This is a genomic window from Blastopirellula marina (assembly GCF_002967715.1).
GTDB classification, from domain to species: Bacteria; Planctomycetota; Planctomycetia; order Pirellulales; family Pirellulaceae; genus Bremerella; species Bremerella marina_B.
Genome location: NZ_PUIA01000026.1, coordinates 169,400 through 195,647, shown reverse-complemented (window position 1 = coordinate 195,647; position 26,248 = coordinate 169,400). Strand labels below are relative to the sequence as shown.

Below are 26,248 nucleotides of genomic sequence, written 5' to 3'. Positions count from 1 at the left end.
TTTCCTGTTCCCTCTCCCCAAAGGGGCAAAGGGGCAAGAATCTGAACGGATTTGCGAATACAGAAGGGGCGGGGGCTTGTGTGATAAACTTAGTATTAGCCAACACGAGCAAAAGCGAATGTCCATAGTTGAGCCAGATTTCGCGTATCGAAGAGGGAATGTGAGCGACCGCCTGCAAATGTGGATCGATGGGGTCGGCGGCTATATGCTGCTGCTGGCCGATCGCATAAATATTGGCCAGGCCATGGCTTCCGCCCAGGTTGATATTCCTATCATGGGAGATATCAGTCGCCGCCACGCGGCGATTAAACGAAGCGGAGACGAGTACATCGTCGAGCCATTGTCCGAGGTCAAGCTCAACGACCAATGGGTCGACAGCCCGTCGCTGTTGAAGAACCGCGATGTGATGACCTTGGGGCGAGGAGTGAAGCTACAGTTCACTCAGCCGCACCCATTAAGCACGTCGGCCGTGCTAAAGATCGTTAGCCGGCACCGTACCGAGCCGGCCTGCGATGGAGTGGTTCTGTTAGCGGATTCGCTGCTAATGGGGCCCAAGTCGAACAACCATATCGTGTGTCCACAGTGGCAGCACGATGTGGTCGTTTACCGGCAGGGAAGTAAACTACTTTTGAAATCGAAGACACCCCTATTCCAGAGCGATTCGACCCAGGCGGCGACTTCGATCAGAATAGGAGAAACGGTCCAGGGAGAAGAGGTTTCGTTTTGCCTGGAGCCACTAGGCCGGGCATGAAATGAAACGTCTTGTCCCCTCTCCTTCGTTTGCAGATGAGAGGGAACAGGATGTTGCATACTTATCAAATTCCGTTGGCCAGGGACTAGACCATGAACCAGTCGGCAGCCGCCATTACCCCGGAGAACCAACCGGGGGACGATGAAGTCGGCCCTGCGAAATTTGCCAGACCGAAAGAAAGCCCCATGCGGTTTACTTATAAAAGCGGATCCTCGCCGTTAGATGGTTACACCATCAAACGGGGCGTGGGGGCTGGCGGTTTCGGCGAAGTTTATTACGCGACGACCGAGTCAGGCAAAGAAGTCGCGCTGAAGCACATTCAGCGAAATCTCGAAATCGAAATGCGTGGTGCCAAGCACTGCCTGAATCTCAAGCACCCACACCTCGTCTCTTTGTACGATATCCGCTACGACAAAGATGGCGAAGGTTGGATCGTGATGGAGTTTGTCCATGGCGATAGCCTGCAAGATATTGTCGAACGTCATCCCGATGGTATGCCGCAGGAAGAAGCCTTGTCGTGGTTCAAGGCCATCGCTTCTGCCGTCAACTATCTGCACGACCATGGAATCGTGCACCGTGACCTCAAGCCGGGAAACATTTTTAACGATCAGGGCACCGTCAAAATAGGTGACTACGGGCTGTCAAAGTTCATCTCGGTCAGTCGTCGTAGTGGGCAAACCGAGAGCGTCGGTACGTTCCACTACATGGCTCCTGAGATTGGCAAGGGACGCTATGGCCGCGAGATCGATGTCTATGCGTTAGGGATTATCTTGTTCGAGATGCTTACTGGTCGCGTTCCCTTTGAGGGGGAAAGCAGCCAGGAGATCATCATGAAGCATCTCACAGCGAGTCCTGACCTGGGCAACCTGGGAGAACCCTATCGAAGTGTTGTCGCCAAGGCTCTCGAAAAGGACCCTGATAAGCGAACCAGCAGCGCCGAGGAAATGCTCGAGCAGTTGGGCCTGAAGGAGAATGTCGGTTACGTGTCGACGGTCGACTCGTCCCGTCCTATGAACAATAAGAGCCAGTCGCCGGCGGCTGCTCCTCAGTCGGAAGTCAAAGCGAAGATTGGCTACGTCGAAGCTCCGTCCGCCAAGGGGACCTTGGATGACGAACCGATTGCCCAGGCCGTTACCGGTATGGTCGATCGTTTTCGCGGTTGGTGGAATCACAACAACACCAGCTTGCCGGTGAAAGTCATCGTGCTGGCGGCGATCGCCTTCGGCATCGTGACCAACCTGCACTTCATCGTACCACTCGCGTTTGTGGGTGGAGCGGTTTACATGGCCTACCTGCTGATCCGTTTGCTGGTAAACACAACGCAGGACGAAACGCCTGGCGGTTCAACTGCACCGGATAAGAAGGGGGCCAGCGGTCGCTATCATCCCGAAGCGATGCGGCGTAAGCATCGTGCTGCTGAAGATGCCGTTTGGCATCCCAAGCGAAAGGATCGCGAGCGAGCCGCGATTGCCGTCCGCCCGACTCGTGAGAAAGTGCGTGAACTGCTGGGCTCACTGATTGCCAGTGGTGTCTCGGCAATCTTGGTGTCGTTTGTATTGCTGGCCATCTCGGTCGGTGAGTCAGCGTTTACCAAGACAGCCATCCTGACGATTGGCCCGGCCTACGTGTTTTTTACGGGACTAACGATCCTGGCATCGTGGGCGGTGTTGATCGCTTCCAAATCCTGGGAAGACCGCAGTGGCGATCCGACGCGCCGCCGCATCATCATGATGATGATTGGCGTGAGTTTGGGTATTGCAGCCTGGTTCGGATCGATGTTTGTCTTCACTGGTAGCCCCGGAGCGATGGATATGCAGGCTCCGTGGTTTGCGATGGGCCAGCAGTCGTCGATCGGAGCGCTAATGATGTTCTTCGGGCTGGCCTTCCTGGTGCCGCGCTGGTGGAAACTGGCCGACCCGCTGCGAAGCAATTGGCTGAGTATCTGGAACACCGGCGTCTTCGTCATCTGGGCGAGTATCCTCACGGCGTTTTGGCCCTTCCTGCAACCGTGGGCCATCATGTTGATCGGTTCGGTGGCCGCGACAATTCAGCTTTCAGCTCCGTGGCTAAGCCAGGAACGACGCGATAGCGAGCGACGGCGGTATGAACAGGAATTGAAGGAGACGACGGTCAGCAGAGCTCCCTAGGCTCTGTTTTTTGCCTTGAACCTGAGATGAAAGATGATGGACGTGTCCATGAGTTGGGTCATGATCTTGGCCGGCGCTGGCGTGCTGGTGGTTGGAGCACTTTTGCTGGTGATTGTGTTCGCCGCAATTTTCTCACGGGGACGCCAATAATCGATGAGGCACGGCGAATAACGCTTAGCCTCTAGGTAAAGTGAATCCCATGGTACAAACAGCACCTGACATGTCGATCAGTCCTCTGGCACTCTTGTTATTGGGCGTTCTGTTTGCCGGCTTCGTCGGCATCATGATTCTGCTGATCGCTTTGGCTGGCAAGCATGGCGGAAAAATCGCTGCCGGGTTAGGAGCGGCCGTTCTGCTGGGGCTGATGCTACTGTGTAGCGGGTTCTGGATGCTTAGAACTAGCCACACCACAGTCCAATCGGCGACCACACTTCCCATGGAAGTTCCCGCGTATAGCGAAGTGGAATATGGCGAGACCGTTGCGCGAGCACCGATAGGCGCTAACTCGGCTCGCAAGGAAAGTCTGGTTTGGCCAAGTGTTAAGAAAACGGTCACTGAAATGTCTGGCGAGATCGACAGACCTATGCCCGTCTCGGCAGAGAGCCATATCGATTCTCCGCTGACGCCTGAAGAGGTAACGGCTTCGACCGGGAAAACAATTGGCCAGTTCGCTGGCTCCGTCTATCAAGAGTTTCGTAATCAACTGAAATCGGGCAAGCTCGATTTAGATCCGTCGAAGATCATTCCACCTGGTCGTCCCAGTTGGGTCGAGCAGGAGCCTCATTGGGGACACGACCAAACGTACTACGTCGCGGTAAGTTCTGGTCCGTATGATCGGGGGATGGATTGCCGCCGCGCGTTGGATTTGGAGATTAGCAAGGCCATCGACCAGTTTGCGGTTGAACTGACCGGAAGCGATGATGCCCCGACATTGATCGGCGACGATCTCGCTACGATCAAGGAGGCCGTTGCCATGGAATCGTATCAGGAAGAGCTAACGCCGTCGTTTGGGGTTATGCATCAGTGGCATTCGCTTCTCAAATTCGATCCGGCGATTCAGGAGCAGATTCGCCAATTCTGGTATGCTCAGCAGCGTATCAGCAGGGTTGTCTACATCGGGACAGGCTTTCTGTTCCTTTTAGGGCTGATGTCCATCTTTTACGCTGGCATGTCGCTTACCGGTCAAGGTTCGCGAATCTCTCCCGCGCTGGTCTCTGCTGGCAGTGTGGCTGCTTTGGGTGGTTTGATTGCCGCAGGTGTGATTTTCGTCCGATCCTTTCCCATGCTATAAAGTGGAATAGCTGCATTTGACGTAACCGACGGATGCCATTGGCTTTGCCGGTGCGCCCTGGCGTAACGGCTTGTTGCGGCGACCTCGACTTGGTTCGCCGCGCATTGTGCAGACTGGAACACTTTTCACGGCTACGTAAGGAACCGTATCCCCTTGTCACCCACACGAGTATCAGAAACCGATGCCTTGCTCATTGGCCGCATTCGTGACGGCGAGGAAGACGCCTGGCAGGATTTAATCGACCGTTACGAGGGGCGTTTGCTGGCATTCGTCGAGAGTCGCCTCCGCCGCCGAGCCCATAGCGAGGATGTAGTTCAAGAGACATTCATCGGTTTTCTGAATAGCCTGCCCAACTACGACGGCCGTCGCAGCCTGGAAAGTTATCTTTTCGCGATCTGTGCTTACAAGCTCACCGATCATCTGCGTCGCGAAGGCCGACGGCCAACCCTTCCGTTGAGTTCTGCTGGGGGCGGGAAATCGAGTTCGGATACTTGGGAACTCGAAGGCCCAGCCCGCCCGGCTTCAAGCCTGGTACGCAGCGGCGAACGACGTCGGATGGAAGAAGAGGCCCTGGTCGAAGCGATCCAGGAACAGATCTCGCGTTGGAAGGAACGGGGAGATTGGGTGAAAATCCAATGCATGGAACTGCTGTTTGTGCGTGGATGGGCGAATAAGGATGTCGCCACGCAACTGAATATCAGCGAACAGCATGTCGCGAATTACAAGCACGACTTTACGAACAAACTTCGTGGCAGCGTCAAGAATCAACAACTGAGTGAGGAAGTTTTTCCCGAGCTATACTCAACTTAACAAGACACTTGTGACAGAGTCGCGAGGCAAACGGTGACTCGAAATCTTCTCATCAAAACCTGAACCTGGGGGAAATACCAACGATGGCTGCAGTAGAAAATCGTTACACGCTTCGTGAGTTTGTCGAGCAGACCCAGCAACGGGATCGTGGCGAAGGCTTCTTTGAGATGGAAAGCCCACGGATTCTGGAGGTGAACCTCAAGAGCAACTTTGCCTGGACCAAGATGGGGTCGATGATCTCGTACCTGGGCAACATGAAGTTTGAACGAGAAGGGATGTTCGATAAGGGGCTGGGGGGCTTCTTCAAAAAGGCTGTCACAGGGGAAGGTGCACGCCTGACCAAGGTCAGTGGAACGGGCAAAGTTTACCTGGCGGACTTCGGCAAGAAGATCCAGATCCTCCGTTTGGAAAATCAAGAGATCGTTGTCAATGCCAACGATGTTCTGGCCTTTGAGGACAGCGTCACTTGGGACATCAAGATGATGAAGCGGATCTCATCGATGTTGGCCGGCGGTCTGTTTCAGATGACTCTTAGGGGGACCGGCATGGTTGCCATCACAACCCATTACGAGCCACTGACATTGGTCGTTACCCCAGACCAGCCCGTTTATACCGACCCGAATGCCACGGTCGCTTGGAGTGGTAACCTGCAGCCAAATTTCAAGACCGACATCTCGTTCCGTACGCTGATCGGTCGGTCCAGCGGCGAATCGTTTCAGATGGAATTCATCGGCAACGGATTCGTCGTCGTGCAGCCGTTTGAAGAGGTATACCACGTCGACGGTTAGTCTTCGATTGTCTGGAAGTTGTACAAAAATGGCTGCCGGTCCAAGTTACCGGCAGCCGGGGCGGTTGGACGATAGCCATCGATACGAATTGCTTTCAACCAACGTATCCCACAGTTCAAATTGGGAAGAGACTGGATTCATGCGAACGTTGACCAATGCCGATTTAGAGGCGTACCTGAACGAAGAGTTGGCGGTCGAAGAGGCCTCGTTGGTAGAGGAACAGATCCGTGACCAGCCGGAACTCAAAGCGAAATTGTTAGAGATCCTTTCGCGTCGTGATGCCGGGGTGCATAGTCTGGGCGAAATCTGGCGGCGTCACCGGATTACCTGTCCCACGCGTTCACAGCTTCAGCAATATCTTTTGGGGGTCATCGCTTCCGAAGAAGAAGCCACTTACGTCACGTTTCATCTGGAACAAATCGGTTGCCGAATCTGTGCGGCAAATTTAGCGGATCTCATTAAAGCATCGGAAGAATCGGATCAGAAGGCGGAACAAGAGAATCAGTCTACCCGCCGCAGGAAGTATTTTCAGTCGAGCGTAGGGCGTCTTCGCAAAGAAGAAGCGTGACAAAGTCTGCACGTCGAACGCTCACGTTGAGCGAAAGCGAACCGCTCAGATCTCTTTGTCTTACCAGGCACTCCTCATTTAGGTGCCTGGCGGGTGTTCTTTGCCCCAGTAGCACGCTTGTTTCCAACTTGCCGTGAATTGGCACAGTGCTTGCATTCTATGGTTTCCTCAAAGCCGTGATTCACGGATCTTCCCCGAAGCGGGCTCGCTCGCGATTTAGTCGGGAAATGGAACATAGAACAGCGCTAGAGCCTGTCATCATGAGTAACCTCGAGATGCATCGCACGTCCGAGTCCGCTTGCTTGAGAGCGAACCAGATTCAACCGCCCTTGCCGGACGGATCCTTCATGATTCCTGTGAATGATCCAGTCGATGCGATCCACTCGGAACGACACCCCGAAGAAGCCGTCGATCGTCACCGAGAATCGATGACGTTAGACCGTATCTTTTGGCTTTCAATTGGGTTGCTCATGCTGACCGGCATCGCGCTTCGAATTTGGGTGATCTTGTAGCGCGACCGTAGTCGCTCACGCCTGTATCACGAACTCTCGCTGGGAACACGTTATGTCAACAACTGCGATGCAACATTCAGAAACCGCCAATATGGAAGTTGAAGATTCTTCCATGGCAACCGCGGAAAAGCGTCTGGAAGAACATACGGTCAAAGAACTCCGTGAACTAGCGAGCCAATTGGGTATCCGGGGACGTAGTAAGCTGATGCACAAAGAAGAACTTATTTGTGTTATCCGACGGCGTTGGTAATTGCCTGCGACAGAATTCACACGAAAACGGCAGAAGCCTGGTTGTTCAGCGACCAGGCTTTTGTCGTTCGAACCAACTCAATCGAGCAAGTCTGACTTGCAGAGAGTTCACGCAATCAAATCCTGGCTGCCATCTGCCGAATTGGCAACGAGTTGCCCAGTGAATCAAAAGTTTTCATCAGGTTGGAACGGCACGTGCATGGCTATGTTTCTATCGAAACGCTTTGTCGAGGAGGCGGTAACGCTTGAGACTGTCAGGCCCTCGTCAGGTGATTTCCCCAGTGCACGTCGCTTTACGTTTGGCAGAAGTAAGCGGACGCTCCTTCAACCATCTGCCACAACAGTTCAAGGAGAGGTTTTATGTTGCGCACCATTCCTGCAGTCGTTGCTGCTGCCCTAATGGCCGCTGGAAGCATCACCTCATTCGTACATGCTGATGACAATCCAGTTGCCGATCCTTTCGCGGAACCGAATACCGAAGCTCCGGCACCCAACGTGGAAGCAAAGAAGCCGGTGATTTCTGCCGACATCAATTCTGACAAGACAACCGTGGACAATGCCTCCCAGAGGACGTTTGCACAGCGGGCCAGCCAACTTCAAGGCATGAGCATTCAGAACGAGGCTGGTAAAGAACTAGGAAGTGTTCGCGACATTGTGATCGATACCGATCGAGGCCGCGTTAAGTACGTTGCCGTCTCCTATGGTGGGTTTCTCGGTCTCGGGTCTAAGCTTTTTGCGGTTCCGTTTGAAGCTTTCGAGCATCGCCCAGCTACCCAGGACAAAGACGCAGTTCTGCTATTGAACCTGAACGAGGAGATGCTTCGTAAGGCACCAGGATTCGATGCCGACCACTGGCCGAATATGGCGTCGAAAGAATTTACTCAAGCCATCGATAAGCACTATGCCGATCGGGAAGGTGGAGTGAACATCAAAGCTGGTCCAGTCCATGTCGACGTGAATCTAAACCGCGACGCAGATCGCAGTAGCGACCGCCAGGACAACTCGATGGCCGTCCATCGTGCAGACGATCTGATTGGCATGGCCGTCGTCAACAACGCCAACGAGAAGCTGGGAACGATTAATGACCTGATGGTAGACATGTCCAATGGCGATATCCGCTACGCTGCCCTTTCGGTTGGTGGCATCGCAGGTATCGGTGATCATTTGCACGCCGTGGCTTGGAAGAACTTCCGTTTGAAACACAATGCCCAGGAAGACACCAATCAATTGGTTCTCAATGCCAATCCCGAAACGTTGGAGAAGGCCAAGGGATTTGACCAGAACAATTGGCCACAGCAGGCAAACCCAAACTTCGATGGCCAGGCGAATCGAGTCGACGACCGCCGCCCGGGCGATGACAGTCGTCCGGCCATCGATGCTGACATCAAAGCTCCTGGTGTAGACATTGAAGTTAACGACGATGTCCCCGGAAACGGAATCGATGCTGAAGTGGATGTTGAATAATTCAGCGGAGGAACGATTCGCATGGACGTACTTACTAACCACACCTGAGATGGATTTGCGAAGTGGTTGTTGGGCCAACGCCTTGGGGGAGACATTCTTCGAATGCTTTCCCTCAAGGCTTGGCTTTTTCGAACCACGCGATTGGTGGAGAACACGGGGGCTATCCCCCGATGGAAGCCCGGAGTCATGGGCCATGACTCTGGGCTTTTGTCGTTAAAGTCGCTGCAACTCCTCACTGGTCGTAACTACGATTGAAATAAAGGGTCATGATGCCCCCTTATGAAGAATGCTAAAGATTCTCTATCACTTTTAGATTGACCTTACTTTTGTTTTTTTCTTACACTCAACAGTTCCTACCTTTCTCCCTCCTTCGGGGACGAATACCTTCACACCACTGTTGATGGGAAAGCGAACCTATGCGGCTGCCACCTCACGGTTACCGGATTCGCATCGCGAGTATCACCCTGCTTCTCCTTTTACCGGTCGTGCTGTGCGCGGCCGACTCGCTGGATACAAAGCCGCTACCTGGCATTCTGCTGGATAACTCTGCCGGACAGTTGATGGGGCCTTGGCAGTTGTCGGTGCATAGCAAGCCGTACATAGGCGAAGGCTATGTACACAGTGGAGTTCCCGGTCGAGAGGAAGCCGCGATCAGCAAAACGATCACCTTCCGCCAGAAGCTGCCTGCTTCCGGGAAGTATGGCGTTTATCTGGCCTACAACGCGAACAGCAATCGAGCGGCATCGGCTCCCGTTGAAATTCAACATGCGGAAGGAGATGCCAAGCTTACGGTGAATCAACGGCAAGCACCCCAAGGGCCGTCGGTATTTCACTCGCTCGGTGAATTCAACTTCGATTCTGAGAAAGACGCGGTCGTTGCGATCTCGGATAAAGATGCTCAGGGAATCGTGATTGTCGATGCGGTACTGTTTGTTCCCGTCAGCGAGATTGCCAAGCTCGATGCCGTGGGAAAGAAGCTTGCCACGAAAGATCCTGAGCCCAAGCAGGAGAAGAAGGAGAAGGAAAAGCCGAAGCCGGAAACCGCACCGGCATTCGTTCGCATCCAAGATACCGACGCTCGATTGCTGACCTCGGATGAACTCGATCGGTTAATCGATCGCGAAGCCAATCTGAACAAAACAACCGATATCGTTGACGACGAAACGTTTCTGCGCCGCGTGACGATCGATGTGATTGGTCGCATTCCGACCGAGCATGAGCGTACCGATTTCCTCGCGGATACAAACCCCGCTAGGCGGTCGCTACTGATCGATCGCTTGTTGGAAAGTCCGGAGTTCGGCAAGAACTGGGGCAATTACTGGAGCGACGTCTTCAGTTATCGCATTCCTCAGCCGGAGCTGACCTTTCTGGATTATCAGATCTTCCAGGACTGGATGGCCCAGCAAATGAACGAAGGTACGGGCTGGGACGAGATTTCCTATCGCATCCTGACTGCCACCGGAAAGGTCGGAGACAATCCCCCTGCGTTCTTCGTAGGTTTCCATCAGGCAAGTACCTCGCGTCTGGCCGGTGAAACAACTCGCATCTTTCTCGGTACGCAAATCCAATGTGCCGAGTGCCATGATCACCCATTTGTCGACATCCCGCAGGAACGCTTCCACCAAATGGCGGCTTTCTTCGTGCGTACCAATGCCAAACTACCCTGGAACGATAGCGGCGAAATCGAAGTTGGCAGCAAGGATGCCGGCGAGCATAAGATGCCTGACACGAACAAGACAATGATGCCTGCCGTGTTCGCAGGCGATCAGCTTGAAAAAGGTATCAGCGACGTCTCTCGCCGGGTTACGCTGGCGAAATGGGTTGTCAGCCCTGACAACGCCCTGTTTGCCAAGGCTTACGTCAACCGAGCCTGGGAACGCCTAATGGATCAACCCTTCTGCGATCCGATCGACGAGATCTCGGAAGAGGCAGGTTTCCCGAGTTTGCCATCGGTTCATGACGCGGTCGCGGGGCACTTCGTGGCCAACGAGTACGACGCCAAGCCATTGTTCCGATTGATCCTGAACACCAAAGCTTACCAGCGCGAGCTCGATTCGGCGGATGAAGTCGTCGGGCAACTCGCATCGGCCGAGTTGCGTAAGATGCGGGGGGATGTGGTCTTCAAAAATTTGGAAACGGCCATCGAACTTCCCAACGTGAAAGGGGAGCAGATGAAGCCGACTGCGGAGATGCGTTTCCCTCCGCCTCCTAAAAGCACGAAGGACATTGTGAACGATGTGTTTGGCTATGATCCATCCCTCGGCAAACAGTTCCGTCCCCAAACGATGCAGCAGGCCATGTTCCTGATGAACAATCGTCAGCTCCAAGATCAAGTGAAAGCAGGGGACGATCAAAAGACGAAACTGGCCAAGCTACTCAACGAAACCCCTGACGATCGCCAGGCGATTCAGCGTCTTTACATCAACGTTCTGGGGCGGGCTCCTGCGGATAAAGAGCTGGAGATTGCCTACGATTACGTTCAGGGCGGAGTTTCGCGAGACGAAGCTTTCGAGGACCTTCTGTGGGCGCTATTGAATACGGCTGAATTTACCACACGCAAATAGGCATTGCTCTGCTGCGGTGGCCCAACGTTTGATGCAAGACCGAAAATGATCTTGAGGGATAAGAAATGATTCGCCCATTTTGGAATCTGGTTGCCGGACGAGATGGTGTCTCGCACCGCCGTGCATTCCTCAAGCAGTTGATGATTGGTGCCACCGCCGGAACGTTGACCTTGTCGTGGCGCGATATGATGATCGCCCGGGCGAGCGAATTACGTAAGACCGGCAAGAAAATGATCCTGTTGTGGATGGATGGTGGGCCAAGCCAGTTCGAAACATTCAATCCGAAGATTGGCTCGAAGTACCAAGGCCCTGCGACATCGATAGCGACCTCCCTTCCAGGCGTGCACATCGCCGAGTACATGCCGGAAACGGCAAAGATGATGCACAAGATCGCCCTGATTCGCAGCATGAAGAGCGGCGAACGCGACCACTTCCGGGCCATCAAGCTCGTGCGAAGCGGCTACCCAATCAATCCCTCTATTCAATATCCGACCTGGGGGAGCGTCGTTGCCCGGGAACGATTTGACCCAACGTACGACCTGCCTGCTTTCGTGAGAATTGGCAAGCCGCGTATCACGACTCGCGACATCAATAGCGGCGTGCTTGGTCCTCGATACGAGTCGTTCAAAATCGATCAGGCCGGGACGCTTCCCGAAGATGTTTTAACGACCGTATCTGAACAGCGTTTGCGGCGTCGCTTAGACTTGTCGGCCCGGTTGGATGAACAGTTCGCCATCAGTGGCGGTGCCCAACGTGTGAGCGAGAAGCAAGAGATCTACGAGCAAACACAGCGTTTTGTGCTCAGCCCAAAGCTAGAAGCATTTCGGCTCGACAACGAACCTGAAAGCATCCGTGATGCCTACGGTCGTACCGAATTCGGTCAGGCCTGTTTGCTGGCTCGCCGACTCGTGGAAACAGGCGTCAGCTTTATTGAAGTCTTCAGCACCGGGAACGTCAGCGATCAAGGGTGGGACACGCATAAGAACGGCTGGGACGAGAACCCCAAACTGGCCAATGGAGTCGACCAGGGGTACGCGATGCTTCTGCGAGACCTTGAACAACGTGGCATGCTGGAAGATACGTTGGTTGTCTGGATGGGCGAGTTTGGTCGAACTCCCAAATTCAAGCCTGACGGTGGTCGCGAGCATTACTCGGACGGTTGGATTACGTGTCTGTCTGGTGGTGGCGTAAAGATGGGACAAGTGATCGGTGCGACCGATAAAGAAGGGGTTAGTGTCTCTGACCGCCCCGTCGAAGTGCAGGATCTATTCCAGACCTTCTGTCATGTATTGGGCATGAATCCACACGATGAATATGTCACCGATCAGGACCAGCCATTGGCGCTGGTCAAAGGTGGCGAAGTGATCCACGAGTTATTCTGATTGAAGTAGTTGCCCGCCTTACTCCCTCCCTGTGATTAGCATCGGTGAATTATGCTGCGTGAATGTGCGCTGTTAACGCTGTTGGTTTCGTTCTTGTTGCCCTGTGAGATGTTCGCGGACGAGATTGTCGATCTCGGTAAGGCTTCTCCTGAAGAGGCACGCGAGCGCGAGTTGGCCACGCTGCGCGAAGTCGCAGATCTCGCACTCTTGCCACCACGGATAAATACGAATCCAGCGGAAGAGTATCACGTTCGAAATCTTCACTATGGAATGACGATCGGCATTGAACGCACGCCGAAAGGTCGTTTGTTCGCGGCCTGGATCGGCGAAGAAGATGGACCGAAGTCATACATGCTAATTGCCAAAAGTGACGATGATGGGCACACATGGAGTGACCCGGTTCTGGTGATTGATAGTCGCAAGAAACATTTGCCGATTCCGCGGACCGTAATTATCGGCAATTTATGGACTGACCCTATGGGAAGGCTGTGGCTCTTCTTCGATCAAACGATGAATCATTTCGATGGGCGAGGGGGGTTGTGGTGTACTCGCTGCGATAACCCTGATGCCGATCAACTTGTATGGACCGAGCCGCGAAGAATCTGGGATGGCTCGATGCTGAACAAGCCAATGGTGAACTCGAAGGGAGAATGGATCGTCTTTGCCCAGTTGCTGCAGAGCCAAGGTATCGGTCCCTTTGCGGCAGGCGTCTTTCATGAACTCGATCCGATTCGTGGAGCGAATATCCTGGTCTCGACTGATCAAGGAGAAACCTGGACGCGTCGCGGCAATGTCCAGTTTCCCGAGCCTGATTGGATCGAACATCGTGCGATCGAGCGGAAAGATGGTTCGTTATGGATGTTGGCACGAACGCGTCGTGGCGCGATGCTCACGATTTCCAACGATATGGGAGCCACATGGTCAGAGCCCGTGTTTCCTCCGCAAATCAAGCACCCGGCAGCTCGGTTTCATCTGCGTAAGCTGGCCTCAGGAAGTTGGCTGCTGGTGAAGCATGGCAAGACGATCGGCTCGAACACCGGACGCAGTCACCTTTCGGCGTGGCTATCCGACGACGAGGGGCAAACTTGGATCGGTGGCTTGATGTTGGATGAACGAACGGGCGTTTCCTACCCCGATGGTTTTCAGGCACCGGACGGCTCGATCTACATTTCTTATGACTGGGAGCGGAGCAAGAAGGGGCATATCCTTTTCGCCAAATTCACCGAAGCCGACATTCGGGCCGGCAAGCTTGTCAGCGATGGCTCGCGTTTGCAGCAGCCGATCATGATCCCAGGGAAGTTGAATCCCAAGGATTAAAGTGAGAAATCGGTGAACCCGTGCAGGCAGATCGTTTCCTGGTATGACCGAAGATCGGTCCGTACCAGGCTGGTCGCTTCTTCCATGTTCGATACGCCATGACCGCCGATCGGGCTGATCGCGTTGCTTCCACCAGCGATCTTTGGTGCGATAAACGCATAGACTTCGTCGATTTGCTGCGTGTCCCACAATAGGCCCAGCAACTGGCTTCCTCCTTCGACCAGCACGTTGGTCATGCCGCGGGAAGCCAATTGGCGAAGAAAGTGCTCTATCCGGTCAGCGTGGTCACTCCCCTGGCAAACGACCAGTTCGCAGCCAGCATGTGCCAGACGTTCCAGGCGTTCCGAACGAGCCGATTCGGCGACCGCGACGATTACCGGTGCTTCGGCGATGGTCTCGATCAATCGACTCGAGGTAGCGAGCGTAGCTTGGCTGTCGATCACAATCCGAGCCGCGATCCGAGGACCATGCGGGCGAGTCGTCAGCAAAGGATCGTCCAACTTCACCGTGCCGCTGCCCACCATCACTCCGTCGCACAGGCCCCGGATCCGGTGCACTTCCGCTCGGGCTGCTTCGCCACTGATCCACTTGCTGCTGCCGCTGGCCGTGGCCAGCTTGCCATCAAGGGTCATCGCCCACTTGGCGATCACCCATGGCTTTCCCTTTTGATGGACTTTGGCAAACGGAGCATTCAGGCGAGCCGCATCGTCACCGCAAGCTCCGACGCTCACCTGAATTCCATGGCTGGCGAGAATCTGGATGCCACCTCCCTGCACTTTCGGGAAGGGATCTTGCATGGCAATCACAACCCGCGCCGGTTTTACTTTCAGCAGAGCATCGGTGCATGGAGGCGTCTTGCCGTGATGGCAGCATGGCTCCAAGGTCACGTAGACAGTGCTTCCTTCGAGCGAAGCACCGCCGACACTGGCTATCGCGTTGATTTCCGCGTGGGGGCCGCCAAAACGTTCATGAAAACCTTCACCGACAATTTGACCATCTTTGACGATCACGCAACCGACCATGGGGTTGGGTTCAACAAAGCCGCGTCCCCGCTCGGCGAGATCTAGCGCTCGCCGCATGAATCGTTGGTCGTCGTCGGCGATTGCCATAGGCTTAGTCCATTCCTGGCAGCCAGAGACCCGACTTCTTCTCTTCGCCAGCGGCTTGCTGTGGTGCTGCTTGTGGCGGCGGGCCGGCTGGGGCACCAGGCGTCCAGAGGCCACCGCCTGCTTCTGGTCCGCTTTGTGCCGGAGGTGGTCCTGCTGGCATGCCAGCCATGCGACCGTCTGGCGTAATCAAGCCGAAGCGTTGCAGCACCCCAAACAGTGCCTGGGCCGTTTGTGGTTCCTGGGCGTACTTGGACATCAGCGTTTGCATCAGCATCTGAGCTTCCTGCATTTCGCGCCGCTCGAACCGCATCGATAGTTCGGCCACCATCCACAGGCCAGGGGATCGACCCTGTTGGACGGCTTCTTCCTGGGCTTTCTTCAAGTACGCAAGAGCCTGATCGCTGTCGGTGGCTGTTCGTGCAAGTTCGCCGTAAAGCTGTGAACGATCGATCTGACCCTTCAGCGATTCTCGAACCAGTAATTCGTTGGCCAGGATTTCGACTGCTTTGTTCAGTCCGCGGATCACGCTACGACCGTAACCTTGAATCAAGTCCTGATCCGAAAGCTCGGAAACTGGCAAGCGATGCAGGCGCGTGATCGGTAAGTTGAGCACGTCAAGGTTTTCGATTGGCAGCGTCCCGGCGGTTGGCAGACTTAGCTTTTCTTTCAACTCGGAGAAATCAAACTTCCACTTTTCCTGTTGACCGACCATCTCTAAGGTCAATACTTCGGCGGCCAGTGGCAGGCGGAGTTCGGTATCCTTCGAGGCTTCGAGAGGCGTCTTGCCATTGAGCGTTTGGAGGGGGAAGTTGACCCAGTTTTCGAGAATGACCTCTCGCCGCTTTTCGGTCATCAGGCGAGTGCGGACTTCGTTGGGCGTGTCATCCGGCAGACGCCACTGCCAGTTCATCAGGTCTTGCAGGGCGAAGATGCGTCCTTGCACGTCTTCACTGACCGTCGAATCGATGGTGTCGCCGCAGATCTCCTTGAGCGTGCTGATCGCTTCGTCGAACGAAGGTCCCTTGGCCGAGGTGAACTCGATTCGTGCCGGTCGGTCGGTTTCTTTACCGAATACGAGAAGTTCGCCCAGGACGCTTGAGACATTTTCCAGCGTGATGTCAACGCCGGATGCTGCGCGTGGTTTGTCCAACAGCAGGTAGGCGGCTCGCGGTGGTGGCGATTCTTCGGTGCCCAGCTGCGAAAGGTCGATCGGCAGGTGCTCGCAACGTTCGTCTACTCGCAGTTTTTCTAGTAGCGGTTCCATTTCGTGAATGGACATCGACGCGTTGACGACATCGATCTGAGCTTCGTCCTGATCGGTGAGTGCTTTGGCCAATGCTTCCGCTTCAGTCGCGGTTTCGAAGTCGTTGCGCTGTTCGGCTACGGCATAGGTGTGCAGCGTCTTCGCGGCGACATCGTCCTGTCCAAGGCTGAACTGCAAAGCCGCGATGTTTTCCAGGATGGCCGGATTGCGCGGGGCGCCGGCGCGAAGGTCCTCGAACTGCTTGAGCCCTTTGCGCCACAAACCTTGGGCGGCGTCTTGCAGGGCCTTGTTGAACTCGTCTTTGCGTGGGAAGTCAGCCGGGCATTCGGCCAACGAGAGATCTTGCTTCAGGAAGATCGGAATCTCGGGTGCGTTGTTCAGACGCATCAGCATCTGCATGGGCATGTTGTCGTCGTCGGGAGCAAGGTTCGACTGCAGCGTGAAGTGGCTCCGGGCACCCAGCACCTTGCCGGTCATCAATAGCATCTGGCCGACCGCGCCGAAGGCATCGTATAGCGATGGGTGCAGACGCTCCTCTGTCTTTTCGAGGGCCGTTTGAAGCTCGTCGATGGCTTCATCCCCTTTGCCCAGCGAGGCTTCCAACGTGGCTTTTAAGGCGTGGGCAGCTGGGTTTTCAGGGTGCTTTTCCAGAAACAGATTGACCGCTTCTTCAGCCTTGTGTTCGTCGGAAAGCTGAAGGTTCAAGATGGCGTTGTAGAACAGCGGCACCGAGTGGTCAGGGTGCTTTTCCAGCATCTTGCGCACGAAGTCCAGGCAGGCCACCCGCTGCTCGCCTTGCAGCATGCGTTCGATTTTTTCGATATCGGCGACCATGTCTGGGCAATAGAACTTGATCTTCTTGTTGGTGCCGCACGGGGGATAGGCGTAAGCGTCGATAGTCATGCCGACTTCCGTTGGTGAGTATTCGTGATGGTTCGCAATTGCGTATTCGTCAGCCGCCCAGTCAGGCGGAGATGTTTCCAGGGAAACTCGGATGGTAACAAATATATGTCCTGCTGACGAGAAGCTTTATGGCTTTCAGGGGATCCCTGATGGGGGAATTGGCCCCCATGTTTGCAGGCCCTAAGTTCCTTGGAGTAAAGTAGAATTTCCCTTGACGAGTTCTCCGGATCGATTCCTCCTATTTCTTTATCCCGTTCCCCTACCCCCAGCTTATTCCATGCGTAGCCTGATCCTCCTGCTGCTGTTTGCCGCTCCCGTTCTGGCCGATTTTCCCGAGATTCATAACTCGGAACGGGACAAGGATGCCCAGCCAATGCCACCGAAAGAAGCGGCCGCCAGCTTTGAGGTTCCTGAAGGCTTTAGTGTCGAGGTCGTTTTTGCTGAGCCTGACGTGCAAAACCCGATCGCCATGACCTGGGATGCCCAGGGACGGCTGTGGGTGGCTGAAAACTACACCTACGACCAGCCCAGCATGCGCTTCGACCGGAGCTTGCGTGATCGGGTCCTCTATTTCGAGGACACCGACGGCGACGGAAAGCTCGACAAGCGAAACGTTTTTGTCGATGACGTCCAACTGCTGACCAGCGTCGAGGTCGGCCTCGGCGGGGTATGGCTCATGTGCCCGCCCCAAGTGCTATTCGTCCCCGATGCTGATCACGATGGCAAGCCGGATGGGCCTGCTCAGGTAGTGCTCGATGGTTTCACGGTGGCGAAGGACAACTACCACAACTTCGCCAATGGTCTGCGTTTCGGGCCTGATGGCTGGCTGTACGGCCGGTGTGGGCACTCGTGTCCGGGGCTGATCGGAGTGCCTGGTACTCCGGACGAACGGCGTCAGCCGATGGACGGCGGCATCTGGCGTTACCATCCGCAGACAAAGCACGTGGAAGTGCTGACTTGCGGGACGACTAATCCATGGGGACACGACTGGGACGAACATGGCGAAATGTTCTTCATCAACACGGTGAATGGCCATCTGTGGCATACCATTCCTGGGGCCCACTTCAAGCAGGCCTTCACGCTGGACAAGAATCCGCATGTCTACGAGCTGATCGATCACCACGCCGACCACTGGCACTTCGACACGACCGGGAAATGGCAAGACTCGCGGGCCGGAGCCGCCAACGAGTTCGGCGGTGGCCATGCCCATGTGGGGATGATGATTTACCAGGGCACGAATTGGCCGGAGTCGTATCGAGGTAACCTGTTCACCGTCAATATGCATGGGATGCGAGTGAATCAGGAAATCTTGGAGCGCGAAGGAAGCGGCTACGTCGGCAAACATGGCAAAGACATCCTGATCAGTGGCGATCCTTTCTTTCGCGGTATGGAATTGAACACCGCCCCCGATGGCAGCGTGTACATGATCGACTGGAGCGACACCGGCGAGTGCCACGACCATACTGGCGTTCACCGCACCAGCGGCCGCATTTATCGCATTGCATACAACGCCGCCAACAAGGTCCCCCGCCCGCCTGCAGGCGTCTCGTATTTTTTGAATCCCATGGTGCAGCAACTCGATAACAACTGGGCTCCCCGGATGGCACGCTTGGTGCTACAGGAGAAATCCCTCGCTGGCGAAGATATGGGGCCATTGGCTGAACTATTGAAGCCAATGGTGCTGGAAAAGACGCCTGAACAGGCACTCACCTCGCAAGAAAAACACGACCGAAATCGATTGCGCTACCTATGGACATTGCATGTTATTGGAGGCACGGACAATGGAATGCTCGTTAAGCTGTTAGATGACAAGAACGAGCATCTCCGTGCATGGGCAATTCGTTTGTTGACGGAAAAATGGCCAATTGATGGTATCCTCGGCCCAGTGCCACACGCAGATTCGGGAAAAGTTAGAGCAGAGGCAATAGAGCTTCTTCCCAAGTTCATTGAGATGGCCAAGGAGGATTCATCGGGGCTGGTATTACTGACGCTTGCATCGACTTTGAATCGGCTTCCGGTCAGCATGCGAAGTGCCGTGGCGGTGGAACTGGTGCAGCACGAAGCGTACGCCGACGATCACAACCTGCCGCTGATGACTTGGTATGGGCTTATGCCCGTTGGCGATCAGAAACCGAGCGATTTGGTAGCCGTTGCGATCGCTTCGCAGTGGCCCACAACAACCAAGTTGATTGCTCGGCGATTATCGGAAGAAGTCGAGAAAAATCCGGCTCCTACGAATCAGCTGGTCGCGGCAACGAAGGGCTTCGATGCGGCCAAAACGAATGATGTTCTTACCGGAATGAGTGAGGCACTTCGCGGCTGGTCGAAGGCCCCCAAGCCGAAAGACTGGGATGCTTTGGCTACGAGCCTGAACGATTTCGAGAGCCAGTCGATTCAACAAAAGTTGCGAGAATTGGGTGCGCTCTTTGGCGACGGCAGGGCACTCGACGAACTTCGCAAACTGGCCATGAGTAACGATACGGACATGCAAGTTCGCCAGTCGGCGCTCGCTTCGCTGATTGAAGCCAAGCCGGATGATCTGCGTGAGATCTGCGAGAAGTTGGTCACTACGCCCAATCTGAATATTGTCGCGGCCAGGGGCTTGGCACTATACGACGACCCCACGGCCGCCAAACTGTTGGTCGATAATTACCGCCGCTTCCGCGAGCCACAACGTCCCGAAGTATTAGCAATTTTGCTGTCGCGTACGACGTCGGCCAACGTGCTGTTGGATGCGATGGAAAAAAATCAGGTTCGCAAGTCGGATGTGACGGCGTTTCATGTCCGTCAGATGCGGAACCTGGGAGACGAGGCACTCTCGAAACGAGTCAACGAGGTGTGGGGAGAAGTTCGCGAATCGAGCGAAGAGAAGCAGAAAGCGATGGCTTACTGGAAGGGCCGGCTTACCGATGAGACGCTCTCGCACGCCAATATGAGCCAAGGCCGCGTTGTGTTTGAAGGACTGTGCGCCAAGTGCCACCGCCTGTATGGCGAGGGGAGCAACATTGGGCCGGATCTGACCGGCAGCAATCGCAGCAACCTCGATTACCTGCTGCAGAACATTATCGACCCCAGTGCCATCGTCAGTGCGGATTACCGGATGACGGTTCTGCAAATGGACGACGGGCGCGTGCTCAGCGGGATTGTCGCCGAGCAGACCGATCGCACACTGACGCTGCAAACGCCAACCGATCGGGTCACTGTCGAGAAAGATGGGATCGAAGCCCAGAAGAAAACGGCCCTCTCGCCAATGCCAGATCTTCAGCTGGGGGCAGAACCCAATCAACCAGGCGGCCTGCTAAGCGATGAGCAGTTCATCGATTTGATTGCCTACTTGAAGAACCCAGCTCAGGTCCCACTGCCGAAGAAAAACTAGCTAAGGTGAAAACAGACAGCGGGGCATCCCCTGCCCCACTGCTAGCACGTGACAAACATCGCTTGCCGCAAGTTGACGGTTTCTCTAGTATCTGCCTGCCCGGCGATCTGCGCTGGCACCTCTCTGTTTTTCATCATTGATTAAAACGCTTCTGGCATGGATGCTCGAAGGATAGCCGCTGTGATTCTGATTGCGACGTTGTTCGCAGGCGGCTGTCGCGCGCTTTGGCATTCGGAAGAAGACACGCCCCCCAGCGAATTGCCCAAGGCCCCAATGGCTGCGGATACGGTCTCGTTGGAGATTGCCCGGTTGTCGCTAAACAGCGTCGATCAGCAGGAACTGGGCGATATCTGGCAAGAGATCGACGAACAGGCGATCCCCTTGGATAAACGTCGCGAGCTTGTTGCCAACGGTTTTCGTGTGGGTATCGTAGACTTCCACTTGCCGGCTCCCCTGCGAAAGATCCTCAGTGAGAACGAAGGCAAAGCAGGAGCAGTGGCCGGAGACATGGTGCGTGTCACCGGCGACGAAAAGGTGGCGATCAACTCTCGCCGTTTCCCGCGTGGCAAACGCAGTGAATATGTCATGGTGCCGGCACAACCAGAGGTGTCGCTTCTGGAAACGGTCAATGGCTCGCTGCGTGGCGAGACCTATTACAACGCCGAATGCAAATTCATTTTGAAGACGTTCCCCCAAAACGACGGTCGTGTGCAGATTGTCGTGACACCAGAAATCCACCATGGCCAGCCGCGTCAGCGCGTGGAAGCGGGGCAAGGGATGTTCCGCTTTGAAACGCGGAAAGAGACCAAGGTGTTCGAGCAGGTCGAATTCATTGCCATGCTCGAGGCAGGCCAGACGCTTATTCTCAGCGGAACGAAGGATGTCAAAGGGGTGGGTAAGTCGTTCTTCGAGCGAGAAATCGGGGGTTCACCTCGCCGGCAATTGCTGCTAATTCGCTTGGCCGGCTCACAATTCGACGATCTTTTTCAGCCACAATCGTCGGTCAAGGAAAATTTGCCCCTTAATGAGGACTCTACGGAAGGTCTGCTTCCCTCCCATTTTGACGACGCGGAACAGCCATCGACAGGGGATTGACCCCACGCCGCAAACTCTCTGATAATAACGACTTTGAATAAATTAGTCGGGCTGCCCTAGGGGCTTTTGGAATCCTCACGCAGCCGTGTTAATGCTTTAACTCGGGAGATACCTCATGGCTTTGATTCCCCTACGGGTGCTGCTGGATCACGCAGCCGAAAATTCCTATGGCGTGGCTGCTTTTAACGTCAACAACATGGAACAGATCCAGTCGATTATGGAAGCCGCCAAGGAAACGGATTCCCCAGTGATCGTTCAGGCTTCGCGTGGTGCACGTAGCTACTCGCAAGACAACTACCTCCGTCACCTGATGCTGGCCGCATCGGAACTGTACCCGGAAATTCCGATCGTCATGCACCAGGACCATGGTAACAGCCCTGAAACCTGCATGAGCGCTATCGAAAATGGCTTCACCTCGGTGATGATGGACGGTTCGCTGAAGGAAGACGGCAAGACCCCGGCCGACTACGACTACAACGTCGCCGTCACCAAGAAGGTCGTCGAAATGGCCCACGCCAAGAACGTGAGCGTTGAAGGCGAACTGGGTTGCTTGGGTTCGCTCGAAACGGGTACCGGTGAAGCCGAAGACGGCCACGGTGCTGAAGGCGAACTGAGCCACGATCAGTTGCTGACCGATCCTGAAGAAGCCGAACGCTTCGTCGCCGAAACGGGCGTCGATGCATTGGCAGTTGCTATCGGTACCAGCCACGGTGCTTACAAGTTCACCAAGGCCCCAACCGGCGACGTGCTGGCCATGGGTCGTATCGAAGAAATTCACAAGCGTTTGCCAAACTGCCACTTGGTGATGCACGGTAGCTCCAGCGTTCCGCAAGAACTGCAAGACATCATCAACAAGTACGGCGGTCAGATGAAGCAGACCTACGGCGTGCCAGTCGAAGAAATCCAGAAGGGTATCAAGCACGGCGTTCGTAAGATCAACGTCGACACCGACAACCGTATGGCCATCACTGGTGCCATTCGGAAGGTGCTCTTCGAGAACCCAGCCGAGTTCGATCCTCGCAAGTACCTGACCCCGGCTCGCGACGCCATGAAGCAGGTCTGCATCGATCGCATGGTTGCGTTCGGCCAAGCCGGACAGGCCTCGAAGATGCGTGAAGCCAGCTTGGTTTAGTACCGAGTAGCAAGCAAAATCACGAAAAGGGCTGTGCATCTCGCGCAGCCCTTTTTTGTTATGTTATCTGCTCGACTACGTGAAAAGTCTCCTCCACCCAGTAGCAACGTACCTATGACGTCTCAACCTCGCGTCTTCTATGATCCAGCTCAGCTGCGTGCTGAAATTCGCCAGGCGCAAGCCGACGGAAAACGCGTCGGGCTGGTTCCGACGATGGGGGCCCTTCATCCTGGGCACCTAAGTCTTGTTGCCCAGTCTCAGAAGTCTTGCGATCTGACGGTCGTCACGATCTTCGTGAACCCCTCTCAGTTTGCTCCTGGCGAAGACTTTGCGAAGTATCCGCGAACGTTGGATGCGGATTTGCAGTTGCTGTCAGAGTTCGACCCGGTATGGGTGCTGGTCCCGGAAGTGGATGCGATGTACCCACCGGGAAGTACCACGGTGGTGAAAGCCCCCGAGATCGCCCTGCCGCTGGAAGGAACGTTCCGCCCGATTCATTTCGATGGGGTCGCGACCATCGTGCTCAAGCTATTTCAAGTAGCCCCTGCCGATGCGGCTTTCTTTGGCCAAAAGGACTTTCAGCAGGTTCGGGTGATTGAAGAGATGGTGCGTGACCTGCTAGTCCCGATCGAGATCGTCCGCTGTCCGATCATTCGCGAGGCGGACGGGCTGGCGATGAGCTCCCGTAACCGCTATTTGTCCCCCGAAGAGCGTGAAATTGCCCTGAGTATTTCGCGAAGTTTACACGAGGCCGCTCAGCAGATTGCCGGCGGAGAGGCCGATGCCCAGTTGATGCGGGGTAAAATAGAGCAGGCTCTTCACGAGGCAGGGATTGGTGAGATTGATTACGTTTCAATTGCCTGCCCCCGTACACTGAAATCAGTGGAGACAATCGAGGGGGATGTCGTTATCCTGGTGGCTGCCAGGGTCGGAACCACCCGGTTGATCGACAACGTGCTTGTACCTTTCCCCGTCTCCCAATAGTTTCTTCAACCCCAAGAACCCATCGTGCAGCGTACCCTCTTCCTCATTCCCGTTCCGGACGATCTGTTCGGCCTGCCGGTGGTGGGCATGGGATGGTTGTTGATTGTGTGGGGCCTCATCGTCGCCGTCTGGATCTTCCTGCTTTCCAGGAAGCCAACCTTCATGCAGGAACTGATAGGACACCTGCCGCTGTTTGCGATCGTCGCGGCGGCTATCGTTTACGTATTGCCCATGCTGCGCGTCGTTGAAGGGGATCAAGTCGGATTTCCCGTTCGAGGATACGGCGTGTTGCTTGTGTTCGCGATTGTTTCCGCAGTGGGGTTGGCAGCCTATCGCGCGCAGCAGATGGGGCTGAATCCGGAAGTGATTTTCTCTCTAGCGATGGTCATGATTGTATGTGGCGTCGTCGGAGCACGTCTCTTTTTCGTGATTCAGTACTGGGAAAACTTCTATCGTCCAGGTGACTGGCAGGCAACCGCGCGAGAGATCTTCAAGGTGACCGAGGGGGGGATCGTGGTTTACGGTTCGCTCATTGGTGCGGCCGCTGCTTTTATCGTGTACTGCTACCGAAAGCAGATTAATGCGTTGGCTCTGGCGGACTTAATTGCCCCGAGTTTGATGATCGGGATGTTTTTCGGTCGACTGGGCTGCTTCATGAATGGCTGTTGTTACGGTGGCCTTTGCACGCTTCCTTTGGCGGTGCAGTTTCCCCAGGGCGTGCCTCCGCAGTATACGCCTCCTTACATTCGACACATGGAGAACGGCGCGTTCTACGGGCTGCTATTTGTCGAGAACGACCAAGGGCAGGTCGTTGTCGCCAATGTGTTACCCGACTCAGCGGCCAGCAAGACCGGCAAATTCGCGGTGGGGGACGTCGTCGAAAGTATCGACGGATATCCGTTACAGAGTGAAGAGTACAAGCCGCTCGATCTTTTGAAGAATCGATTCCTGGCCTCGTGGATGAAAGAAGGCCCTCGTAAAGGGACCCTGGAGATTACGTTGGCCGGCAAAGGGGACGTGGCGCTGCATGTCGACGAGATGCCCAAGGCTTCGTTGCCAATACATCCGACGCAAATCTATAGCAGTCTGAACGGCCTCATTCTGTGTCTGTTGGTATTAGCTTATTACCCTTTCCGCAAAGCGGATGGGGAGGTAATTGCAATTACCTTGGGGCTCTATTCGATTGCCCGGTTTCTGCTGGAAGTGATTCGGACCGACGAGTACGCCATCGGTGGGACGGGGCTGACGATTTCCCAGAATGTGAGCGTGGTCATCTTCGTGCTGGCGATCGTCCTGTTCATTTTCGCACGGTTTCGCAAGCAGCCACTTGCCTGGCCGCGAGAAGCGGTGCCTAATGCAGGATCTTAGGACCCCTTGGGTTTAAAGGGGCAGTTGAAGATCGATACCAACAAACTTGCTGAAGGGTGCCCCAACCATGCCCATTCATATTCCTGCCCCTGCCGTTATCCAGGCCGCGGGGAACAAGCCCAAGGTCATTCAGGAGTTTGTCGGTCGTGTCAACTCGAAAACAGACTCGGTTAGTATCGCGCGAATGGTCAGTCCGTGCGGCTGGGGCGAGCCGGGGCAGACGCCTGAGTTTGATGAATACACGGTGGTGCTCAAAGGGGCGTTAACCGTCGAGTCGAAAGAAGGTGTCCAGGTGGTTTCGGCTGGTCAGGCAATAATTACAAAAAAAGGCGAATGGATTCGCTACAGTAGTCCTCATTCCGATGGTGCGGAATATATCGCCGTTTGTTTGCCGGCATTCTCCCCCGAAACCGTCCAGCGAGATACCGAGTAAGATTACAGGCTGCCGTATCCTCGAAATAGGGGATCATTTCAGCTACGATAGAACTGTTCTTTCGCATTCTCCGACGAGCGCAGACGCGCGGTAAAGGGTTGCTCTTCGGGGAATCTTCTGACTTCCGTTTCTCCTCGACTCATTCCACCCCGGCTACATCGTTCGTGTCTGACGACTCGCTCCTGATTCAGCGCATTCTCCAAGGCGATACGTCCGCCTACGAGGAGATTGTGCGCTGTTATCAGCAGCGATTGTTCAACACAATGGTGCATATTCTCGGCTCAAAGGAAGATGCAGAAGACGTTGTGCAAGAGTCGTTCGTCCAGGCGTATCTCAAACTGGGGACCTTTCAGGGAAACAGCGCGTTTTACACTTGGCTTTATCGCATTTCTTTTAATATCGCGATCAGCCACCGCCGTCGGCGAAAGAAGGTTCACTCGATCGATCAAGTACGAGAAGACGTTGGCAACGAGCCAGTCGATCGCAGCGAGGGGCCTGGGCACCGCATGGAGCAGCAGGAAAGCATTCGCCAGGTCCATACCGCGCTAGAGAAGCTTTCTGAAGAGCATCGCGATGTTCTGGTGCTGCGAGAGCTTGAAGGCATGGACTACGATCGAATTGCCGATGTGCTGGAGCTTCCGGTGGGGACGGTGCGCAGCCGCTTGCATCGCGCGCGAACTCATTTGAAAGAGTGTCTTGAAGTAATGATCGCGCAGTCAGAACGCGGTATCCCTTAAGCTT

Annotated in this window: 21 protein-coding genes; 19 read left to right on the top strand and 2 right to left on the bottom strand. The window is 55.1% G+C overall.

Features of this window, described 5'->3' with window-relative positions:
- Positions 1-160: 160 nt before the first annotated feature.
- The 12 genes from C5Y96_RS09055 to C5Y96_RS09000 all read left to right on the top strand — a co-directional run bounded on the left by C5Y96_RS09055 (position 161) and on the right by C5Y96_RS09000 (position 13,843).
- Complete coding sequence (locus C5Y96_RS09055) at positions 161-751, top strand: FHA domain-containing protein (RefSeq protein WP_146115583.1); 591 nt, start codon at positions 161-163, stop codon at positions 749-751.
- 92 nt (positions 752-843) lie between these two features.
- Positions 844-2,898: a serine/threonine-protein kinase gene (locus tag C5Y96_RS09050; RefSeq protein ID WP_105352250.1), complete on the top strand. Its 2,055-nt coding sequence runs from the start codon at positions 844-846 to the stop codon at positions 2,896-2,898.
- A 199-nt stretch (positions 2,899-3,097) separates the two neighbouring features.
- Positions 3,098-4,189 carry a hypothetical protein gene (locus C5Y96_RS09045; protein ID WP_146115582.1) on the top strand — a complete coding sequence of 364 codons (1,092 nt, stop codon included), beginning with the start codon at positions 3,098-3,100 and terminating at the stop codon, positions 4,187-4,189.
- A gap of 153 nt (positions 4,190-4,342) precedes the next feature.
- Positions 4,343-4,999 (top strand): RNA polymerase sigma factor, encoded by a 657-nt coding sequence (locus tag C5Y96_RS09040; RefSeq protein ID WP_105352248.1) that lies wholly within the window; start codon positions 4,343-4,345, stop codon positions 4,997-4,999.
- 83 nt (positions 5,000-5,082) lie between these two features.
- Complete coding sequence (locus tag C5Y96_RS09035; RefSeq protein WP_105352247.1) at positions 5,083-5,787, top strand: AIM24 family protein; 705 nt, start codon at positions 5,083-5,085, stop codon at positions 5,785-5,787.
- A gap of 139 nt (positions 5,788-5,926) precedes the next feature.
- Positions 5,927-6,355: a hypothetical protein gene (locus C5Y96_RS09030; RefSeq protein ID WP_105352246.1), complete on the top strand. Its 429-nt coding sequence runs from the start codon at positions 5,927-5,929 to the stop codon at positions 6,353-6,355.
- A gap of 347 nt (positions 6,356-6,702) precedes the next feature.
- Positions 6,703-6,867, top strand: coding sequence for a hypothetical protein (locus tag C5Y96_RS27310; RefSeq protein WP_158261151.1), 165 nt, complete (start codon positions 6,703-6,705; stop codon positions 6,865-6,867).
- A gap of 112 nt (positions 6,868-6,979) precedes the next feature.
- Positions 6,980-7,117 (top strand): Rho termination factor N-terminal domain-containing protein, encoded by a 138-nt coding sequence (locus C5Y96_RS09020; RefSeq protein ID WP_158261150.1) that lies wholly within the window; start codon positions 6,980-6,982, stop codon positions 7,115-7,117.
- A gap of 359 nt (positions 7,118-7,476) precedes the next feature.
- Positions 7,477-8,580, top strand: coding sequence for a PRC-barrel domain-containing protein (locus C5Y96_RS09015; protein WP_105352239.1), 1,104 nt, complete (start codon positions 7,477-7,479; stop codon positions 8,578-8,580).
- Positions 8,581-8,996: 416 nt separating this feature from the next.
- Positions 8,997-11,144, top strand: a complete 2,148-nt coding sequence (locus C5Y96_RS09010; protein WP_105352237.1) for a DUF1549 domain-containing protein — start codon at positions 8,997-8,999, stop codon at positions 11,142-11,144.
- Between the two features lie 65 nt (positions 11,145-11,209).
- Positions 11,210-12,526: a DUF1501 domain-containing protein gene (locus C5Y96_RS09005; protein ID WP_105352235.1), complete on the top strand. Its 1,317-nt coding sequence runs from the start codon at positions 11,210-11,212 to the stop codon at positions 12,524-12,526.
- Positions 12,527-12,577: 51 nt separating this feature from the next.
- Positions 12,578-13,843 carry a sialidase family protein gene (locus C5Y96_RS09000; RefSeq protein WP_105352233.1) on the top strand — a complete coding sequence of 422 codons (1,266 nt, stop codon included), beginning with the start codon at positions 12,578-12,580 and terminating at the stop codon, positions 13,841-13,843.
- Here the strand turns inward: C5Y96_RS09000 and ribD are convergent.
- Positions 13,840-14,952, bottom strand: a complete 1,113-nt coding sequence (gene ribD / locus C5Y96_RS08995) for a bifunctional diaminohydroxyphosphoribosylaminopyrimidine deaminase/5-amino-6-(5-phosphoribosylamino)uracil reductase RibD (protein ID WP_199188660.1) — start codon at positions 14,950-14,952, stop codon at positions 13,840-13,842. The genes C5Y96_RS09000 and ribD overlap by 4 nt on opposite strands.
- 4 nt (positions 14,953-14,956) lie before the next feature.
- The gene (locus C5Y96_RS08990; RefSeq protein ID WP_105352231.1) at positions 14,957-17,119 is read right to left on the bottom strand and encodes a hypothetical protein; all 2,163 of its coding nucleotides are present in this window, start codon (positions 17,117-17,119) and stop codon (positions 14,957-14,959) included.
- Between the two features lie 277 nt (positions 17,120-17,396).
- On the opposite strand from C5Y96_RS08990, the gene C5Y96_RS08985 reads away from it, so the two are divergent.
- From C5Y96_RS08985 to C5Y96_RS08955, 7 genes are all read left to right on the top strand, one after another.
- Positions 17,397-20,495 carry a PVC-type heme-binding CxxCH protein gene (locus C5Y96_RS08985; protein ID WP_105352229.1) on the top strand — a complete coding sequence of 1,033 codons (3,099 nt, stop codon included), beginning with the start codon at positions 17,397-17,399 and terminating at the stop codon, positions 20,493-20,495.
- Between the two features lie 180 nt (positions 20,496-20,675).
- The gene (locus tag C5Y96_RS08980; RefSeq protein ID WP_105352227.1) at positions 20,676-21,590 is read left to right on the top strand and encodes a hypothetical protein; all 915 of its coding nucleotides are present in this window, start codon (positions 20,676-20,678) and stop codon (positions 21,588-21,590) included.
- Positions 21,591-21,705: 115 nt separating this feature from the next.
- Positions 21,706-22,722 carry a class II fructose-bisphosphate aldolase gene (fba, locus tag C5Y96_RS08975; protein ID WP_105352224.1) on the top strand — a complete coding sequence of 339 codons (1,017 nt, stop codon included), beginning with the start codon at positions 21,706-21,708 and terminating at the stop codon, positions 22,720-22,722.
- A 114-nt stretch (positions 22,723-22,836) separates the two neighbouring features.
- Complete coding sequence (gene panC / locus C5Y96_RS08970) at positions 22,837-23,706, top strand: pantoate--beta-alanine ligase (protein ID WP_105352222.1); 870 nt, start codon at positions 22,837-22,839, stop codon at positions 23,704-23,706.
- A gap of 24 nt (positions 23,707-23,730) precedes the next feature.
- A complete protein-coding gene (locus tag C5Y96_RS08965; RefSeq protein WP_114322168.1) occupies positions 23,731-25,074 on the top strand; it encodes a prolipoprotein diacylglyceryl transferase family protein in 1,344 nt (447 codons plus the stop codon).
- A 67-nt stretch (positions 25,075-25,141) separates the two neighbouring features.
- Positions 25,142-25,507, top strand: a complete 366-nt coding sequence (locus tag C5Y96_RS08960) for a cupin domain-containing protein (RefSeq protein ID WP_105352220.1) — start codon at positions 25,142-25,144, stop codon at positions 25,505-25,507.
- Between the two features lie 164 nt (positions 25,508-25,671).
- Complete coding sequence (locus C5Y96_RS08955) at positions 25,672-26,244, top strand: RNA polymerase sigma factor (protein WP_105352218.1); 573 nt, start codon at positions 25,672-25,674, stop codon at positions 26,242-26,244.
- The last annotated feature ends 4 nt before the right edge of the window (positions 26,245-26,248 follow it).

Excerpts from the sequence above, each read along its gene's own strand:
- C5Y96_RS09050 (WP_105352250.1), top strand. The coding sequence starts at position 844 with ATGAACCAGTCGGCAGCCGCCATTACCCCGGAGAACCAACCGGGGGAC.
- C5Y96_RS09045 (WP_146115582.1), top strand. The coding sequence starts at position 3,098 with ATGGTACAAACAGCACCTGACATGTCGATCAGTCCTCTGGCACTCTTG.
- C5Y96_RS09035 (WP_105352247.1), top strand. The coding sequence starts at position 5,083 with ATGGCTGCAGTAGAAAATCGTTACACGCTTCGTGAGTTTGTCGAGCAG.
- C5Y96_RS09030 (WP_105352246.1), top strand. The coding sequence starts at position 5,927 with ATGCGAACGTTGACCAATGCCGATTTAGAGGCGTACCTGAACGAAGAG.
- C5Y96_RS27310 (WP_158261151.1), top strand. The coding sequence starts at position 6,703 with ATGATTCCTGTGAATGATCCAGTCGATGCGATCCACTCGGAACGACAC.
- C5Y96_RS09020 (WP_158261150.1), top strand. The coding sequence starts at position 6,980 with ATGGCAACCGCGGAAAAGCGTCTGGAAGAACATACGGTCAAAGAACTC.
- C5Y96_RS09015 (WP_105352239.1), top strand. The coding sequence starts at position 7,477 with ATGTTGCGCACCATTCCTGCAGTCGTTGCTGCTGCCCTAATGGCCGCT.
- C5Y96_RS09010 (WP_105352237.1), top strand. The coding sequence starts at position 8,997 with ATGCGGCTGCCACCTCACGGTTACCGGATTCGCATCGCGAGTATCACC.
- C5Y96_RS09005 (WP_105352235.1), top strand. The coding sequence starts at position 11,210 with ATGATTCGCCCATTTTGGAATCTGGTTGCCGGACGAGATGGTGTCTCG.
- C5Y96_RS09000 (WP_105352233.1), top strand. The coding sequence starts at position 12,578 with ATGCTGCGTGAATGTGCGCTGTTAACGCTGTTGGTTTCGTTCTTGTTG.
- ribD (WP_199188660.1), bottom strand. The coding sequence starts at position 14,952 with ATGGCAATCGCCGACGACGACCAACGATTCATGCGGCGAGCGCTAGAT.
- C5Y96_RS08990 (WP_105352231.1), bottom strand. The coding sequence starts at position 17,119 with ATGACTATCGACGCTTACGCCTATCCCCCGTGCGGCACCAACAAGAAG.
- C5Y96_RS08985 (WP_105352229.1), top strand. The coding sequence starts at position 17,397 with ATGCGTAGCCTGATCCTCCTGCTGCTGTTTGCCGCTCCCGTTCTGGCC.
- fba (WP_105352224.1), top strand. The coding sequence starts at position 21,706 with ATGGCTTTGATTCCCCTACGGGTGCTGCTGGATCACGCAGCCGAAAAT.
- panC (WP_105352222.1), top strand. The coding sequence starts at position 22,837 with ATGACGTCTCAACCTCGCGTCTTCTATGATCCAGCTCAGCTGCGTGCT.
- C5Y96_RS08960 (WP_105352220.1), top strand. The coding sequence starts at position 25,142 with ATGCCCATTCATATTCCTGCCCCTGCCGTTATCCAGGCCGCGGGGAAC.